The 15,321-nt window shown below is 66.0% G+C and carries 15 protein-coding genes; 2 read left to right on the forward strand and 13 right to left on the reverse strand.

The features are described from left to right. Window positions 1–33 precede the first annotated feature (33 nt). The 7 genes from M1248_RS30530 to M1248_RS30560 form a co-directional block, all read right to left on the reverse strand. Complete coding sequence (locus tag M1248_RS30530) at window positions 34–1,044, reverse strand: VWA domain-containing protein (RefSeq protein WP_163727501.1); 1,011 nt, start codon at window positions 1,042–1,044, stop codon at window positions 34–36. A gap of 15 nt (window positions 1,045–1,059) precedes the next feature. Then, the gene (locus tag M1248_RS30535) at window positions 1,060–2,067 is read right to left on the reverse strand and encodes a VWA domain-containing protein (protein WP_317150626.1); all 1,008 of its coding nucleotides are present in this window, start codon (window positions 2,065–2,067) and stop codon (window positions 1,060–1,062) included. 30 nt (window positions 2,068–2,097) lie between these two features. Beyond that, window positions 2,098–3,042 carry a DUF58 domain-containing protein gene (locus M1248_RS30540; RefSeq protein ID WP_163727500.1) on the reverse strand — a complete coding sequence of 315 codons (945 nt, stop codon included), beginning with the start codon at window positions 3,040–3,042 and terminating at the stop codon, window positions 2,098–2,100. Further along, the gene (locus tag M1248_RS30545) at window positions 3,039–4,202 is read right to left on the reverse strand and encodes an AAA family ATPase (RefSeq protein WP_163727497.1); all 1,164 of its coding nucleotides are present in this window, start codon (window positions 4,200–4,202) and stop codon (window positions 3,039–3,041) included. The genes M1248_RS30540 and M1248_RS30545 overlap by 4 nt, the downstream gene beginning before the upstream one ends. 175 nt (window positions 4,203–4,377) lie before the next feature. Next, entirely contained in the window at window positions 4,378–5,040 is a 663-nt protein-coding gene (gene ripB / locus M1248_RS30550; protein WP_174262219.1) for an NlpC/P60 family peptidoglycan endopeptidase RipB, read from the reverse strand. 53 nt (window positions 5,041–5,093) lie between these two features. Further along, window positions 5,094–6,518: an NlpC/P60 family peptidoglycan endopeptidase RipA gene (ripA, locus tag M1248_RS30555; protein WP_163727495.1), complete on the reverse strand. Its 1,425-nt coding sequence runs from the start codon at window positions 6,516–6,518 to the stop codon at window positions 5,094–5,096. A 242-nt stretch (window positions 6,519–6,760) separates the two neighbouring features. Then, window positions 6,761–7,312, reverse strand: coding sequence for a DUF6676 family protein (locus M1248_RS30560; protein ID WP_232076092.1), 552 nt, complete (start codon window positions 7,310–7,312; stop codon window positions 6,761–6,763). 173 nt (window positions 7,313–7,485) lie between these two features. On the opposite strand from M1248_RS30560, the gene M1248_RS30565 reads away from it, so the two are divergent. Then, window positions 7,486–10,299 carry an aconitate hydratase gene (locus M1248_RS30565; RefSeq protein ID WP_163727491.1) on the forward strand — a complete coding sequence of 938 codons (2,814 nt, stop codon included), beginning with the start codon at window positions 7,486–7,488 and terminating at the stop codon, window positions 10,297–10,299. A gap of 2 nt (window positions 10,300–10,301) precedes the next feature. After that, window positions 10,302–10,883 carry a helix-turn-helix domain-containing protein gene (locus M1248_RS30570; protein WP_317150627.1) on the forward strand — a complete coding sequence of 194 codons (582 nt, stop codon included), beginning with the start codon at window positions 10,302–10,304 and terminating at the stop codon, window positions 10,881–10,883. Here M1248_RS30570 and M1248_RS30575 read toward each other — a convergent pair. From M1248_RS30575 to M1248_RS30600, 6 genes are all read right to left on the reverse strand, one after another. Further along, the gene (locus M1248_RS30575; protein WP_317150628.1) at window positions 10,874–11,071 is read right to left on the reverse strand and encodes a helix-turn-helix domain-containing protein; all 198 of its coding nucleotides are present in this window, start codon (window positions 11,069–11,071) and stop codon (window positions 10,874–10,876) included. The two genes, M1248_RS30570 and M1248_RS30575, sit on opposite strands and share 10 nt — an antisense overlap. A 97-nt stretch (window positions 11,072–11,168) precedes the next feature. Continuing rightward, window positions 11,169–12,797, reverse strand: coding sequence for an ABC-F family ATP-binding cassette domain-containing protein (locus tag M1248_RS30580; RefSeq protein ID WP_317150629.1), 1,629 nt, complete (start codon window positions 12,795–12,797; stop codon window positions 11,169–11,171). A 28-nt stretch (window positions 12,798–12,825) separates the two neighbouring features. After that, a complete protein-coding gene (locus M1248_RS30585; protein WP_317150637.1) occupies window positions 12,826–13,677 on the reverse strand; it encodes an enoyl-CoA hydratase in 852 nt (283 codons plus the stop codon). Window positions 13,678–13,679: 2 nt separating this feature from the next. After that, window positions 13,680–14,045, reverse strand: coding sequence for a thioredoxin (gene trxA, locus M1248_RS30590; RefSeq protein ID WP_083123399.1), 366 nt, complete (start codon window positions 14,043–14,045; stop codon window positions 13,680–13,682). 45 nt (window positions 14,046–14,090) lie between these two features. Continuing rightward, window positions 14,091–14,732 carry a hypothetical protein gene (locus M1248_RS30595; protein ID WP_317150630.1) on the reverse strand — a complete coding sequence of 214 codons (642 nt, stop codon included), beginning with the start codon at window positions 14,730–14,732 and terminating at the stop codon, window positions 14,091–14,093. A gap of 30 nt (window positions 14,733–14,762) precedes the next feature. Continuing rightward, window positions 14,763–15,308: a hypothetical protein gene (locus M1248_RS30600; protein WP_317150631.1), complete on the reverse strand. Its 546-nt coding sequence runs from the start codon at window positions 15,306–15,308 to the stop codon at window positions 14,763–14,765. Window positions 15,309–15,321: the final 13 nt, after the last annotated feature.

Raw genomic sequence — 15,321 nt, forward strand, 5'->3', positions numbered from 1 at the left:
CTATCGTCTGGACGCCATTTCTAAGAAATCGCCTCAGAGTGGCAGCCTGCGGTTGATCAACAAGCTCGCGACCGCCGCGGCCGCGGCCGCCAGCGCGGCAAGCCGCAGCCAGCCGGTGGTGGCCTCACCTCGGACCGTCTCGTAGCCGATCTGATCCTGCAGCGTCCCGTAGACCTTGTTCAGCTCCTCGAGGTTGGACGCGGTGTAGGACTCGCCACCGGACAGTTGCGCGATCTTCTTCATCATCTCGTCGTCGACGGGTACCGGCACCTTCTCGTCGTTGACCTCCACCTCGCCCTGTTCGGTGCCGAAGGAGATCGTCGAGATGGGCACGCCCTGGTCCTTGGCCGTGCGGGCCGCGGTGAACGCGCCCTTCGGGTTGTCGGGGTTGGACGGCACGGTCTCCTTGCCGTCGGAGAACAGCACGATGCGCGCGGGCGGCGGTGTGTCGCCGCCACCGATCACGGCGCCCACCGTGGAGATCGACGACAGTGCGGTGAAGATCGCTTCGCCGGTGGCGGTGCGATCGGACACCTGCAGGTTGTCGATGGCGCGCCGGCTGGCGTCGCGGTTCGTGGTCGGCGAAACCAACACTGTGGCCGTCCCGGCGTACGCGATCACGCCGAGGTTGATGCCCGGAGTGAGCTCGTCGACGAACCGTTTGGACGCCTCTTTGGCGGCGGTCAGGCGGTCGGGTTCGACGTCGGTGGCCCGCATCGACTGCGATACGTCGATGGCCAGCATCACGACCGCTCGGTTGCGTGGCAGCCGCTGGTCGAATGTCGGCCCGGCCAGGGCGATCGTGCAGAACAACAGCGCGACACCGAGCAGCGCGGCGGGCACGTGGCGCCACACGCTCGGCCGCCTGGGCGCCACGCTGTCGAGCAGCTCGGTGTTGGCGAACTGCTGCAGACGCCTGCGCCTGGCGCGTTGGGCATAGAAGTACAGCGCGACCAGGCCCAGCACGACGAGGGAAAAGAACAGCAGCCACCAGATGTGGGAAAAGCCGGTGAGGGAGACCGGCCCCAGCAGCGGAACGTTCATATCAGCTCGTCATCCCTAATTCGGCAGACGACGGTTGATGAGCAGCGCCGACAGCGCGGCCAGCGCCAGGGCCAGCGCACCGAGACGCAGCCAGCCCACACTCGCATCGCCCTTGATCGTTTCGTACCCGATCTGCTGCTGCAGGTTCGCGTACACCTGGCGCAGCTGTTCGAGGCTGGACGCGGTGAACGCCTCACCGCCGGACAGATCGGCGATCTCCTTGAGCATGTCGTCGTCGACCGGCACCGGCTGACGCTGGTCGTTGATCTCGACGTAGCCGTACGGCGTGCCGAACGAAATGGTCGAGATCGGCACGCCCTGGTCCTTGGCGGTGCGGGCCGCGGTGAAGGCGCCCTTGGGGTTGTCCGGGTTCGACGGCACCGTCTCCTTGCCGTCGGAGAACAGCACGATGCGCGCGGGCGGTGGTTCGTCGCCGCCGCCGATCACCGCGCCGACGGTGGCGATCGCCTGCAACGCGGTGAAGATGCCTTCACCGGTGGCGGTGCGGTCGGCGAACTGCAGCTTGTCGATCGCGGCTTTGGTGGCCTCGCGGCCGGTCGTCGGTGAGACGAGCACGGTCGCCGTGCCGGCGTACGCGATCAGCCCGAGATTGATTCCGGGAGTGAGCTCTTCGGCGAACTGCTTGGACGCCTCCTGCGCCGCCGCCATGCGGTTCGGCGACACGTCGGTGGCGCGCATCGACTGCGATACGTCCATCACGAGCATCACCACCGCGCGGTTGCGCGGAATGCGGACGTCGTGTGTGGGGCCGGCCATCGCGACCGTGAGGAAGACAAGCGCGATGACGAGCAGAATCGCGGGCAGGTGCCGCTTACGCGTCGGCCGTTGGGGTGCAACGCTTTCCAGCAATTCCATGTTGGCGAACCGGAGCATGCGGCGGTGCCGGGCCAGCTGCACGAAGATGTACAGCGCGACGATCCCTAGTGCGACGAGCAGGAAAAGGAAGAACCAAGCGTGCTCGAACCCCGAAAGCGTGATCGGTCCAAGTATCGGTAACGTCATGTACGACTAATCTCTTCGCATCCGAGGCTCTTAGGCGCGGCCTGCCAGCGCCAAGCGGCGGGTGGCGACGAACCGAACCACGTCGGCGATCCAGTCCCGGTCGGTACGCAGCGACAGCAGCGGCGCATCGCAGCGTCGCAGCGTGCGCGCCACCTCGGCGCGATGCGCGGCCGCAGCCTTCGCGAAGTCCTCGCGCAACTGCTCGTCGATGGTGAACTCGCGGGTCCGGCCGGTCTCGGTGTCCTGCAGGATGACGTCGCCGACGGGCGGCAGTTCCACGTCGCGCGGGTCGAGCACCTCGATGCCGAGCACCTCGTGCCGACCCGCGATGGCCCGCAATGGGCGCATCCAATTGATGGGACCGAGGAAGTCGCTGATGATGACCGCCATACCGCGCCGGCGTTCGGGCCTGCGCAGCGCGTCGATGGCGGCGGCCAGATCACCGCGGACCCCCGCGGGCGCCTTCGGCATCGTGGCGATCGCGCGCAGCATCTCCTGCTCATGCATGCGGCCCGACAGCGCGGGCACGCGCCGCACGGTGTCGCCGTTGGCGATGATGGCCCCGATCCGGTTGCCGCCACCGCTGTTCAGGAACGTGATCGCGGCGGCCGCGGCGACCGCCAGGTCACGCTTCTCACATCCGACGGTGCCGAAGTCCAGGCTCGCCGAGACGTCGACCACCAGCCAGGTCTCCAACTCGCGGTCGGCGATCATCTGGCGCACGTGCGGATGCGTGGTCCGAGCCGTGACCGACCAGTCCATCCGGCGCACATCGTCACCGGGTTGGTACAGCCGCGACTCGCCGGGTTCCGAACCCGGCCCGGGCAGCAGGCCGAGGTGATCGCCGTGCAACACGCCGTCGAGCTTGCGGCGCACGGTCAATTCGAGCTTACGCAGCGCCGCCGTCAGCGCGGGATCACGGATCTCCCCCCGCTTGAGCGACGGCAGATCGACCCCACGTCGCGAGCTGGTCACCGACCGCTGGCCGCAGCCGCAGCGGCGGGCATGACGGGCGGCACCGAATGACCTTGCTGTGGAATGGCATTCACCTGCGGCAGGCCGACAGTCTGCAGGATCCGGTTGATCACCGTCTCGGAGGAAATCTCGTCGGCCAGTGCGTCGTACGTCAGCACGAGGCGGTGCCGCAGCACATCCGGGATGACCTCGACGACATCCTGTGGAACGACGTAGTCACGTCCGCGCACCAGCGCGAGCGCCCGGGAGGCAGCGATGATGCCGAGCGAGGCACGCGGTGACGCGCCGTAGGCGATCCAGGCCTTCGCGTCGGGCATGCCGAACTTCTCCGGCTCGCGGGTCGCGGTGACGACGCGCACCACATAGTCCACGAGCGCGTGATGCACGAAGTTGTTCGCCGCGACATCCTGCAGACGCAGCAGGTCGCCGGGTCCGAGCACCTGCTTGGGCTCCGGCGGCTTCACGCCCATCCGGTAGATGATCTCGCGCTCTTCCTCAGGCGTCGGGTAGTCGATGTTGAGCTTGAACAGGAACCGGTCGCGCTGCGCCTCGGGGAGCGCATACACGCCCTCCTGCTCGATCGGGTTCTGCGTGGCCATCACCAGGAACGGTGCGGGCAGCGGGAACGTCTTGCCGCCGATCGAGATCTTGCGCTCGGCCATGACCTCGAGCAGCGCGGACTGCACCTTGGCGGGTGCGCGGTTGATCTCGTCGGCGAGCAGGAAGTTGACGACCACCGGGCCGAGCTCGATGTCGAACTCCTCCTTGCCCTGGCGGTAGATGCGGGTACCGACGATGTCGGTCGGCACCAGGTCAGGGGTGAACTGGATGCGTGCGAAGGTGCCGCCCACGACCTTGGCGAAGGTCTCGACCGCCAGCGTCTTCGCGACACCCGGGACACCTTCGAGCAGGACGTGCCCCTTGGCGAGCAGACCGACCAGCATGCGCTCGACGAGCTGGTCCTGGCCGACGATGATCCGCTTGACCTCGAAGATGGCCCGCTCGAGGGTGTGTACCTCTTGTTGGAGGCCCCCGTTGTTTGTCGGCGCCGCGTGCGATCCAGCCTGACCTGGGGGGTAACCCTGCGCAGGGCCCTGCCCGGTCGGGGCCTGTCCAGGGAACCCTCCAGCGCCCTGCGGCGACCCACTCGGTGACGTCATCAACGGTCCTCCCACATCTGTATTCGCCGGTCTTCCGGCCTCTGCGACACCTTGTCCGCCGCACGCTCGTCGTCAACTATTCCAGGCACTCCGGGATCCGTCGACGTTGCCCGGCCCCGTTCGGCCGACATGACCAGCATTGCTAGCAGGAGCTCAGGGTTTGCTCAGCCCCAGCTCAGCTTTCGATAATCCGCGCGACGTACGGCTGCAGACCCGCGGTACGCACTTGGCTCACCCCAACCCCGCCCGCGGTGCCCCCGGACTCCAGCATCTTGCCGCCGCCGAGATAGATCGCGACGTGCTGGCTGCCGCCGGGCCCCCAGAACAGCAGATCGCCGCGCTTGGCCTGGCTCGTGGGGACCTTGCGACCGGTGTTGTACTGATCGCCCGAATACTTCGGGATGAGCACACCGACGCCGGCGAATGAGAACTGGGTGAAACCCGAGCAGTCGTAGCCGACGATGTTGGCACCGGAGTCGACGCCGGTGCTCGGGCCGGTCGGCTTCCCGCCGCCCCACGAGTACGGGGTGCCGATCTGCGAGCCGCCGCGCCTGATGACGTACTCGATGGCTTGCGGGCCGCGTACCCGACCGGGGGCGACGCCCGCCGTGGGCGGCGGGCCGAACCCGAGCGTGGCCAGGAACTTGCGGCCGAGGTCCATCGTCGCCTCGGTGGCCTGCGCGGTCGCCGCCAGTGATGCGTTGGCGATGGACAGCGGATCGCCCGGTGCGCCCGCGCTGAGGATCTTGGGCAGGGTGGGATCCCATTGGCCGTCGTCGGGTGCTGCGGCGGCGGGCATGGCTGCGCCAATGGCCACGGCAAGTGCCGCGACCATCATCAGAATGCCGCTGAGGAACCGAAAACGCCTGAAGTGCAAAGTAATCCTTCTCGTCACCATTCGATGAGACGGGTTGCGTACGGGGTCATACCGCTGGTGCGGACCGGCGAGACTTTCACGACCGAACCGGTGTAGGGCGCCTCGAGCATCTGACCGTCACCGAGATAGAGGGCGACGTGCTGGCTGGCGTTGGGGCCCCAGAAGAGCATGTCGCCACGCCTGGCCTGTGACGACGGGATCTTGCGGCCCGCGTTGTACTGCGACCCCGAGTAGTGATCGAGCTTGATGCCGACGCCGGCGAACGCGTAGAGCATGAGCCCCGAACAGTCGAATCCGACTGTGCCTGCGCCGGAATCGATGCCAAGGCTCTTGCCTGCGGCATTTCCGCCGCCCCACGAGTAGGGCACGCCGCGCTGTGACATGGCGCGCTGGATGACGTACTCGGTGGCCTGTCGGCCGTACACCCGGGGAATCGCGCCCCCGTTGGTGTAACCGGTCGGCGTGGGCAGCAGACCCAGCTTCTGCAGGAAATTCCGCCCCATCTGCTGGGTGACCTGCGCCGAGGTCGACGCATAACCGAGGATCGTGTTGATGATCGCGATCGGATCGCCGCTGACGAAAGCGCTGGGAATCGCGGGCAGGGTCGGATCCCACCCGGTGGCCCAGTTACCGGTGGCCGCGTTCGCCTGCTGCGGTGCGCTGTCCCAGTTTCCGGCGGGGTTCGACGACGGTCCCGTCGGCGCGGCAACCGGCCGGGCCGGAGCTCCTGCGGCGGGCGCCGACCACTGGCGCGCCTGGTCGAGCTTGGCTTGCGCCGCCTCGCGTTCGGCCGTCAGCTTGTCCAGTTCGGCCTGCTGGGTCCGGAAGGTCTGCTGGGCCTCGGTGAGCGCCGACACCGCGGTCTGCTGGCTGGCCTCTGCGTCGACGAGCGCCTGATCCGCATTCTGCTTCGCCAGCCGCGCCGCCGACTCCTTGTTCACCTGCTCGGTGCGCGCGCGCTGCAGATCGCTGATCACCCGCTGGGTGCTCACCGCCAACGTCTCGCCGGTGGTCGCGGTGTTGAGGATGTCGCTGGGGTCTTTCGCGGTCAGGTACGAGCTCGACGGCCCGTTGACATACGTTGCGACGGCGAAGGTGTCGAAGCGATCCTGCGCCGCTTCGATCGCGGCGTTGGCATCCTTGACGCGCTGCGCGCTGGCGTCGAGTTCGACCTGCGCGGCGGCGGCGGCATCACGTGCGGTCTGCACGTCGAGGATCGCCTTGTTGACGCTTTCCTGCTTCTCCTGGATCGCCGCCCCGAGGTCCTGCAGCTTCTGGTTGACGTTGGCGACGGCAGCGACGAGCGCGCCCACGCTATCCGGGCTGGCGGGCTGCGATCCGGCCAAACCCGGTGTGACAAGCAGCATCCCGACAGTGAGAGGTATGGCGCAGAACCGCGTACAAAGGCGCGAAGCAGAGGCGCTAGGGGTGCGTCTCATGGACAACGTCTCCTATGGCTTACGCGAACGTGCCGACACATTCGTCGATCGCTAATGCACAGAAGCCACGTGAGTCACATCTGCAACATCAGCTACAGACTGCACCGTACGTCACATCTGACGCCAAAGAAACTTTAGTCACAAACTACAAGTTTGTAATTGCGGATAGCGTTATCCGGCTGTGACTTTCAGCCGTACGGAATTTCGCAAAACCCCAGCGACAGGCCGCTTTTCGCGACTCGTTACGTGTTCTGGCGTTTGGCGCGATTTTGCAACATTCGCGTTGCCGCGACAGCGGCGATCACTGCCAGTACCACCACGATCGTGAATGTCGTCCAGGGGAAATGTTGATTGGTCAGTTCGCCGACGAAATTCTTTGCGCCCTGCACCGAACCGCGGCCTTCGGCGACGTCTTGGCCCGCCTCCAGCGTCATCCTGTCGTAGGTCGTGCTGAACGTGCCCGATTCGGTCGGGCTGAGCACCAAGACCGTCGAACCCGGGTACGCCTCCCCCACCTCGGTGGCGATATCGCGCAACGGGGTGTCGATCGGCGGATTGCGATCGACCACGACGATCTTGAGGTCGATCCCCTTCTGCTCGGCCTCGGCGACGACGTCGGCCAGGCCCTCGTTCTCCGGCGTCGGCGCCGCGCTCACACCGGTGTCCTTGATGTCGGCGATCACGAGGTTCATACACTCGTCGACCGGCGTGGTCGCGGGATCCTTTCCGACCGGCCCACAGATGTCGGGCGGGATGTAGGCCGGGAACAACGGCATGACTTGCGGTCCGATCACAGGTGAAACCGTACGTGATGGGTATCCGACCGGGTGGCAGCACGCGCGAGGTGAAGAGAACGTGAAGACTGAACTGTTACCACCCCTGGGGTGGTTTACAGGACAAGCGTACTGTTAGAATCGACAGCGCCGCCGACACAGCCCGTCGCGGCGATATCTAGCCGGGAGTTGATGTGAGCAGCAAAGATTCGGTCAATTCGTTTGGGGCCCGCGACACGCTGAAGGTCGGAGACCAGAGCTACGAGATCTACCGCCTGGACGCGGTGCCCGGTACCGAGAAACTTCCCTACAGCCTGAAGGTGCTCGCCGAAAATCTGCTGCGCACCGAGGACGGCGCCAACATCACCAAAGACCACATCGAGGCGATCGCGAAGTGGGACCCGTCGGCCGATCCGAGCGTGGAGATCCAGTTCACCCCCGCCCGGGTGATCATGCAGGACTTCACGGGTGTGCCCTGCATCGTCGACCTCGCCACCATGCGCGAGGCCGTTGGCGAGCTCGGCGGTGACCCGGACCAGGTCAACCCGCTCGCGCCGGCCGACCTGGTGATCGACCACTCCGTGATCGCAGACCTGTTCGGTACCGCCAACGCCTTCGAGCGCAACGTCGAGATCGAATACCAGCGCAACGGCGAGCGCTACCAGTTCCTGCGCTGGGGCCAGGGCGCGTTCAACGACTTCAAGGTCGTGCCGCCGGGTACCGGCATCGTGCACCAGGTCAACATCGAGTACCTGGCCAGCGTCGTGATGGAACGCAATGGGGTTGCCTACCCGGACACCTGCGTGGGCACCGACTCGCACACCACGATGGAGAACGGGCTTGGCGTGCTGGGCTGGGGCGTCGGCGGTATCGAGGCCGAGGCGGCCATGCTGGGCCAACCGGTGTCGATGCTGATCCCGCGGGTCGTCGGCTTCAAGCTCTCCGGCGAGCGCAAGGCCGGCGTCACCGCCACCGACGTCGTGCTCACCGTCACCGAGATGCTGCGCAAGCACGGTGTCGTCGGAAAGTTCGTCGAGTTCTACGGCGAAGGGGTCGCCGAGGTACCGCTGGCCAACCGGGCGACGCTGGGCAACATGAGCCCCGAATTCGGCTCCACCGCAGCGATTTTCCCGATCGACGACGTGACGATCGACTACCTGCGGATGACCGGGCGCAGCGAACAGCAGCTGGCCTTGGTCGAGGCGTACGCCAAACAACAGGGCCTGTGGCACGATCCGTCACGCGAACCCAAGTTCTCGGAGTACATCGAGCTCGACCTCGGCGACGTCGTCGCGTCGATCGCCGGACCGAAGCGCCCGCAGGACCGCATTGCGCTCTCCGACGCGAAGACCGCCTTCCGCAAGGACATCCACAACTACGTGGGAGGCACTGCGGAGAACCCGGTTCCGCACACCAACGTCGACGAGGTCGTCGAGGAGTCGTTCCCGGCCAGTGACCCGGCGTCGCTCTCGTTCGCCGATGAAGACGCCGTCGTACCGTCGGCCGCGACCGGCTCCAACGGCCGGCCGAGCAATCCCGTCGAGGTCAAGAACTCCGAACGCGGCGACTGCATCGTCGATCACGGCGCTGTGGTGATCGCGGCGATCACCTCGTGCACCAACACCTCCAACCCCGAGGTCATGCTGGGTGCCGCGCTGCTGGCCAAGAACGCGGTGGACAAGGGCCTGACGTCCAAGCCGTGGGTGAAGACCACGATGGCGCCGGGTTCTCAGGTCGTCACCGACTACTACAACAAAGCCGGTCTGTGGCCGTATCTGGAGAAGCTCGGCTTCTTCCTCGTCGGTTACGGCTGCACGACGTGCATCGGCAACTCCGGACCGCTGCCGGACGACATCAGCAAGGCCATCAACGACGCCGACCTGTCCGTCGCGGCGGTCCTGTCCGGCAACCGCAACTTCGAGGGCCGGATCAATCCCGACGTCAAGATGAACTACCTGGCTTCGCCGCCGCTGGTCATCGCGTATGCGCTGGCAGGCACGATGGACTTCGACTTCGAGTCCGAAGCGCTCGGCAAGGACGAGGCCGGCAACGACGTCTTCCTCAAAGACATCTGGCCGTCGCAGAAGGACATCGACGACACGATCGCCAGCGCGATCAACACTGAGATGTTCGTCCAGAACTACGCCGACGTGTTCAAGGGTGACGAGCGCTGGCGCAACCTGCCCACGCCGAGCGGCAACACCTTCGAGTGGGATGACAAGTCGACGTATGTGCGCAAACCACCGTACTTCGACGGCATGCCCGCCCAGCCCGAACCGGTGACCGACATCCAAGGCGCCAGAGTGCTGGCGCTGCTTGGTGATTCGGTGACCACCGACCACATCTCGCCCGCCGGCAGCATCAAGCCGGGAACGCCTGCGGCGCAGTATCTGGATTCGCACGGCGTCGAGAAGGCCGATTACAACTCCTACGGTTCGCGGCGCGGCAATCACGAGGTGATGATCCGCGGCACGTTCGCCAACATCCGGCTGCGTAATCAGCTGCTGGACGACGTATCCGGCGGATACACCCGCGATTTCACCAACGGCGGCGAGCAGGCGTTCATCTATGACGCCGCGCAGAACTACGCCGAAAAGGGCATCCCGCTGGTCGTGCTGGGCGGCAAGGAATACGGGTCGGGTAGCTCGCGCGACTGGGCTGCCAAGGGCACCAGCCTGCTCGGCGTGCGCGCGGTGATCACCGAATCGTTCGAGCGCATCCACCGCAGCAACCTGATCGGCATGGGCGTCATCCCGCTGCAGTTCCCTGAAGGTGAATCGGCGGCGTCACTGAAGCTCGACGGCACCGAGACCTTCGACATCACCGGTATCGAGGCGCTCAACGACGGAGGCAAGACGCCGAAGACGGTGAAGGTGACGGCCAAGAAAGAGGACGGCAAGACCGTCGAGTTCGACGCGGTGGTGCGCATCGACACCCCCGGCGAGGCGGACTACTACCGCAACGGCGGCATCCTGCAATACGTGCTGCGCAACATGCTGCGGTCGTAAGCATGCCCCGGGTCACCGAGAACCATTTGGCGGCGCGCCGCCGTCAGATACTCGACGGTGCCCGGCGGTGTTTCGCGGAGTACGGATACGACAAGGCAACTGTGCGGCGGCTCGAGCAGACGATCGGGCTGTCGCGCGGCGCCATCTTCCACCACTTCCGCGACAAGGACACGTTGTTCTTCGAGTTAGCGCGCGAGGACGCCGAACGCATGGCCGACGTCGCGTCGCGCGAGGGTCTCGTTCAGGTGATGCGGGACATGTTGGCGGCCCCGGAGCAGTTCGACTGGTTGGCGACGCGGCTCGAGATCGCGCGCAAGCTGCGCAACGACCCGGAGTTTCATCGGGGTTGGATGGAGCGGTCCGCCGAGCTTTCGGCGGCCACTACTGCGCGGCTGCGCCGCCAGAAACAGGCCGGCAGGCTTCGCGATGACGTGCCGAGCGCAGTGCTGCAGACGTACCTGGATCTGGTGCTCGACGGCCTCGTTGCCCGGCTCGCTTCGGGTGATGATCCCGAAAAGCTCGGTGGCGTACTGGACCTGGTCGAAGCTTCATTGCGCCAGGCTCAGCCAGGCGGTCAGCCGTAGTGCCTGCGGCTGCGATGGTTGGGACCGCCGCGGCTGCGCATCGTGGTTCCCGATTCACGCAACATGCTGTGTATCGACCCGTACGAGCGACCCGTCGACGCGACCAGCGTCCGGATGCTCGCACCGCCTTCGTAAGCGCTCTTCAATTCGGTGAGCAATTCGTCTCTGGACTTGCTCGGTTTCTTCATCGGCACCTCCCCGCGCGATTGATCCCCCGACGAGTACCCAGCCTAGGAACCGCTTACACAAGCGGATGAGGTTTCGGCGAAACAGTTTGCCGACGGCTCAGGCGAGCTCGATGAGATCCCGATAGTCGTTCGACCAGAAGTCTTCGGTGCCGTCCGGCAGTAGCACCACGCGTTGCGGATTCAGTGCCTCGGCGGCCCCCGGATCGTGCGTAACCAGTACCACCGCACCGACATAGCTTCGCAATGCGTCGAGCACCTGCTCGCGCGAAGCGGGATCGAGATTGTTGGTCGGCTCGTCAAGCAACAGCACGTTCGCCGTCGACGCGACGAGCCCGGCCAGCGCCAGCCTGGTCTTCTCGCCACCGGACAGCGTCCCCGCGGGTTGTTCGAGCTGCGGACCGCTGAACATGAACGCGCCCAACAGACCCCGCAGATCCTGTTCGCCGGTGTCGGGTGCGGCGTGGCGGATGTTCTCCCACACCGTGGCACGGTCATCGAGCGTGTCGTGTTCCTGGGCGAAGTAGCCGAGCTTCAGTCCATGCCCGGGTTCCAGCGTTCCCGCGTCGGCGGTTTCAGCCCCTGCCAGTATCCGCAGCAGTGTGGTCTTGCCCGCGCCGTTGAGTCCGAGCACCACGACGCGCGATCCGCGGTCGATCGCAAGATCCACCCCGGTGAACACCTCGAGCGACCCGTAGTTCTTCGTCAGGCCTTTGGCGATCAGCGGCACGCGGCCGCACGACGCCGGCGTCGGGAACTTGATCCGCGCCACCTTGTCGGCCACTCGCTCCTCGTCCAGCGCCGCCATCATCCGGTCCGCTCGGCGCAGCATATTCTGTGCCGCAACGGCTTTGGTGGCCTTGGCCCCCATCTTCGCGGCCTGCGTCCGCAGCGCACTGGCCTTGCGTTCGGCATTGGCGCGTTCGCGGCGGCGACGCTGCTCGTCGGTGGCGCGCGCGTCGAGGTACTTCTGCCAGCCCATGTTGTAGACGTCGGCCTCGCCACGCACCGCGTCGAGGAACCAGACGCGGTTGACCACGTCGGCGAGCAGGTCGACATTGTGGCTGATGACTATGAGGCCGCCCTTGTGCTGCTGGAGGAATTCCCGCAGCCAGCCCACGGAGTCGGCGTCGAGGTGGTTGGTCGGCTCGTCGAGTAAGAGCGTCGTCGACGAACCGGCACCGGATTCGGATGCGGCGAACAGGATTCGTGCGAGTTCCACTCGACGACGCTGGCCACCGGACAGGGTCCGCAGTGGCTGGGTTAGAACACGTTCCGCCAAGCCGAGACTCGCGCAGATTCGGCCTGCCTCGCTTTCGGCGGCGTAACCGCCGAGCGCGGCGAACCGCTCCTCGAGCTGGCCGTAACGGCGGACCGCCTTGTCGCGCGCGTCGTCGTCGGCGACCTCGGCCATCAACGCCTGCTGCTTCTCCAGATCCGCGAGCAGCGAATCCAGGCCACGCGCCGACAGCACGCGATCCCGGGCCAAGACGTCGAGGTCACCCTCCCTGGGATCCTGCGGCAGATATCCGACGTCACCCGCGCGGGTGATCGTGCCCGCGTAAGGCTCGCCCTCCCCTGCCAGAATCCGCATGGTGGTGGTCTTGCCCGCGCCGTTTCGTCCGACCAAACCGATCCGGTCGCCGGGCTGCACCCGTAGCGCGGCACCTTCGGTGGAGAGCAGCGTGCGCGCGCCGGCGCGGACCTCCAGGTCCGTTGCGGTGATCACGCTGCACTCTCCTCAGTTCCTACTTGTCCTACTTGTCGTCGGTGAAGACGGGGCTCCGCTTCTCCGCGCGCGCTGCAACCGCTTCCTCGAAATTGGCGGTGAGCAGTCGGACGAAGAGTTGTCCCAGGCCTTCGGCCTGCATATGTGCCTCTAGGCTACCGGCGTCAAGTCCACTCCAAAGCGTGCGCTTGGTCAATTCGATTCCCGGCCGGGAGAACGACGCGATGCGCTCGCCGATTTCGTAGCAGACGTCGAGCAGGTCCGCGTCGGGTACGGCCTGCGACACCAGCCCGATGCGCTGGGCTTCATCGGCGTCCACGTCGCGGCCGGTCAGCATCAGCTCGAACGCCCGAGAGGTGCCGATTGCGCGGGGCAGCAGATACGACAGCCCGAGCTCACTTGCCGTCAGCCCGTTGTTGATCCCCGCGGCGCGAAAGTACGCCCCAGCTGCGGCAACACGGATGTCGCAGGCCAGAGCCAGGCACAGTCCACCGCCGATCGCGGCGCCGTTGACCGCGGCGATGACCGGCTGGTGCATCTTTCGCAGCGCCAGGATCACGTCGTCGAGCACCTCCATGGACCGCAGCGCAAAGCTGGGACGGGTCAGCCCGTCGATGTGCGGCACGGAGCCCGCCGACTTGTGATCGGCACCCGAGGAGAATCCACGACCGGCACCTGTGAGCACGATCACCCGCACCGAGTTGTCGTAGGTGAGCTCGTCGAGGACCGCCTTGAGCGGGACCATGACGTCGAACGCCATGGAATTCATTCGCTCGGGACGGTTCAGCGTCACCAACGCCACATGCGGGCGCGGCCGGTCGACGAGGACGAAGTTTTGCTCTGGGTGCTCGGTCACGGACTGCACGCTATCGCGTGCAATCGTTACTCGGGCTGACCGTTCTCCTGAGCGGCCATCGCCGCGTCGACGTCGAAGTCCTTCACCTTCTGAACCAGGTCCTCGAGTGCGGCCGGTGGCAGCGCTCCTGCCTGGTTGAAGACCAGCTTGCCCTTCTTGAACACCATCAGGGTCGGGATCGAGCGGATGTCGGCAGCGGCGGCGAGCTCCTGTTCCGCCTCGGTGTCGACCTTCGCGAAGACGACGTCGGGGTGTTGCTCCGAGGACGCGGCGAACGTCGGAGCAAACGCCTTACACGGCCCGCACCACGACGCCCAGAAATCGACCAACACGATGTCGTTGTCCGTGATGGTCTCGTTGAATTGTTCGGCGGTGATGTCTTTGGTAGCCACGTTTCTCCTAACGTCAGGCTCAGACCGTCTGTTCCCAGTATGTGGTCATGACGAAACCGCCGATAGTTCACGACGACCGCGTTCGAAGAAATCGGCGATGCGGCTGGTCAGCCCATCGACGTCGATGGTGTGGTCAAGAGGGTAGATGGCGCCGAACGACGCGTTCCAGAATTCCCCGGCGGGCACCGACGGCGGGCCGACGTACGCGTAGGGCATCGGATGCTGCTCGTCGCCGGCCGATACGCCGTAGTCGACTTCGTCCTGGGTCACCGCCACGTCGAAGTGTTCGGGCCACAGCACCGGATGACATTCGGGCAGAAAAGTCTTTAATGCGTACCCACCCGCATAGTGGCTGCGGTTGACCCATTCGGCAGCATGCGCGTCCAGGTTCAGATCGGCGTCTGGCGCCAGCGCATCGACGAGCGTGTAGACGCCCTCGGGTGGACCGGCGACGATGCCGGCGGCCTCGGCTATCAAACTCATCGGGCCCTCCAACGGGACCGCATCGTTCGGCAGGACCAGTTCGGTGCCGTGCACCGCGACCGGTATCGTCACCGCGGCGAAGCCGTCCGGGCGCACGGCGAGCCGAATCGTGCCCGCCGATCGGTACTGCGGTCCGGCGATCAGACTTTCGGCCACCCCGCGCAGCTGGCGCCGCGTCCTGACATAGTTCGCCTCGAAGCTCACATTGACTGGGTTACCAGATAGGGCTCGGCGTTACAGAGACTTTCGGGCCAATGCCGCGGCTGTGTCGGCGTTGGCCAACAGCTGCGCCTGGCGCTTCGGCAGCCAGAACACCTCGACTCCAAGGGCCACCAGATAAATGGCCGACGCGATGAGATTGCCCCACGAACCGTAAACGGCATCCCACGCCGCCGTCGCCACCGCCACGGCGAGGATGACGATGAGCACCCAGCGCAACCAGCGAGCCGTCTCCGCGGCCTCGTGCAGCCCGCGGGCGTAGTCCACGACCGGCTGGGCCAGGCGATCGTCATCGAGCGGCTGCCCCATTCGGACCGCCCGTACCACCGCGACGCGCTCCTCGCCGGTGAGGTCTTTGGCACCCGGCCAGTACCGCGCCATGCGGCGGGCCATCCAGACGCCGTAGAACGTGCCGACGACGACGAGCACGATCACACCAGAAATCCAGAACCCCGAATCGAGCCACGCCAGCACACCGACACAGAGCCCGACGACGCCGCCGGTCGTCAGCGCGCGAAGCGCGAACCCACCCCGCCACACCACCGCTGGAATAGTGACCACGCGACACAGTCTG

Origin of the sequence: Mycobacterium sp. 29Ha (assembly GCF_032883055.1) — a bacterium.
GTDB lineage: Bacteria > Actinomycetota > Actinomycetes > Mycobacteriales > Mycobacteriaceae > Mycobacterium > Mycobacterium gallinarum.

Bases quoted from the DNA above. Each gene is read 5' to 3' on its own strand.
- M1248_RS30530 (WP_163727501.1), bottom strand. From the start codon at position 1,044: ATGAACGTTCCGCTGCTGGGGCCGGTCTCCCTCACCGGCTTTTCCCAC.
- M1248_RS30535 (WP_317150626.1), bottom strand. From the start codon at position 2,067: ATGACGTTACCGATACTTGGACCGATCACGCTTTCGGGGTTCGAGCAC.
- M1248_RS30545 (WP_163727497.1), bottom strand. From the start codon at position 4,202: ATGACGTCACCGAGTGGGTCGCCGCAGGGCGCTGGAGGGTTCCCTGGA.
- ripB (WP_174262219.1), bottom strand. From the start codon at position 5,040: ATGATGGTCGCGGCACTTGCCGTGGCCATTGGCGCAGCCATGCCCGCC.
- ripA (WP_163727495.1), bottom strand. From the start codon at position 6,518: ATGAGACGCACCCCTAGCGCCTCTGCTTCGCGCCTTTGTACGCGGTTC.
- M1248_RS30570 (WP_317150627.1), top strand. From the start codon at position 10,302: ATGCCCCGGGTCACCGAGAACCATTTGGCGGCGCGCCGCCGTCAGATA.
- M1248_RS30575 (WP_317150628.1), bottom strand. From the start codon at position 11,071: ATGAAGAAACCGAGCAAGTCCAGAGACGAATTGCTCACCGAATTGAAG.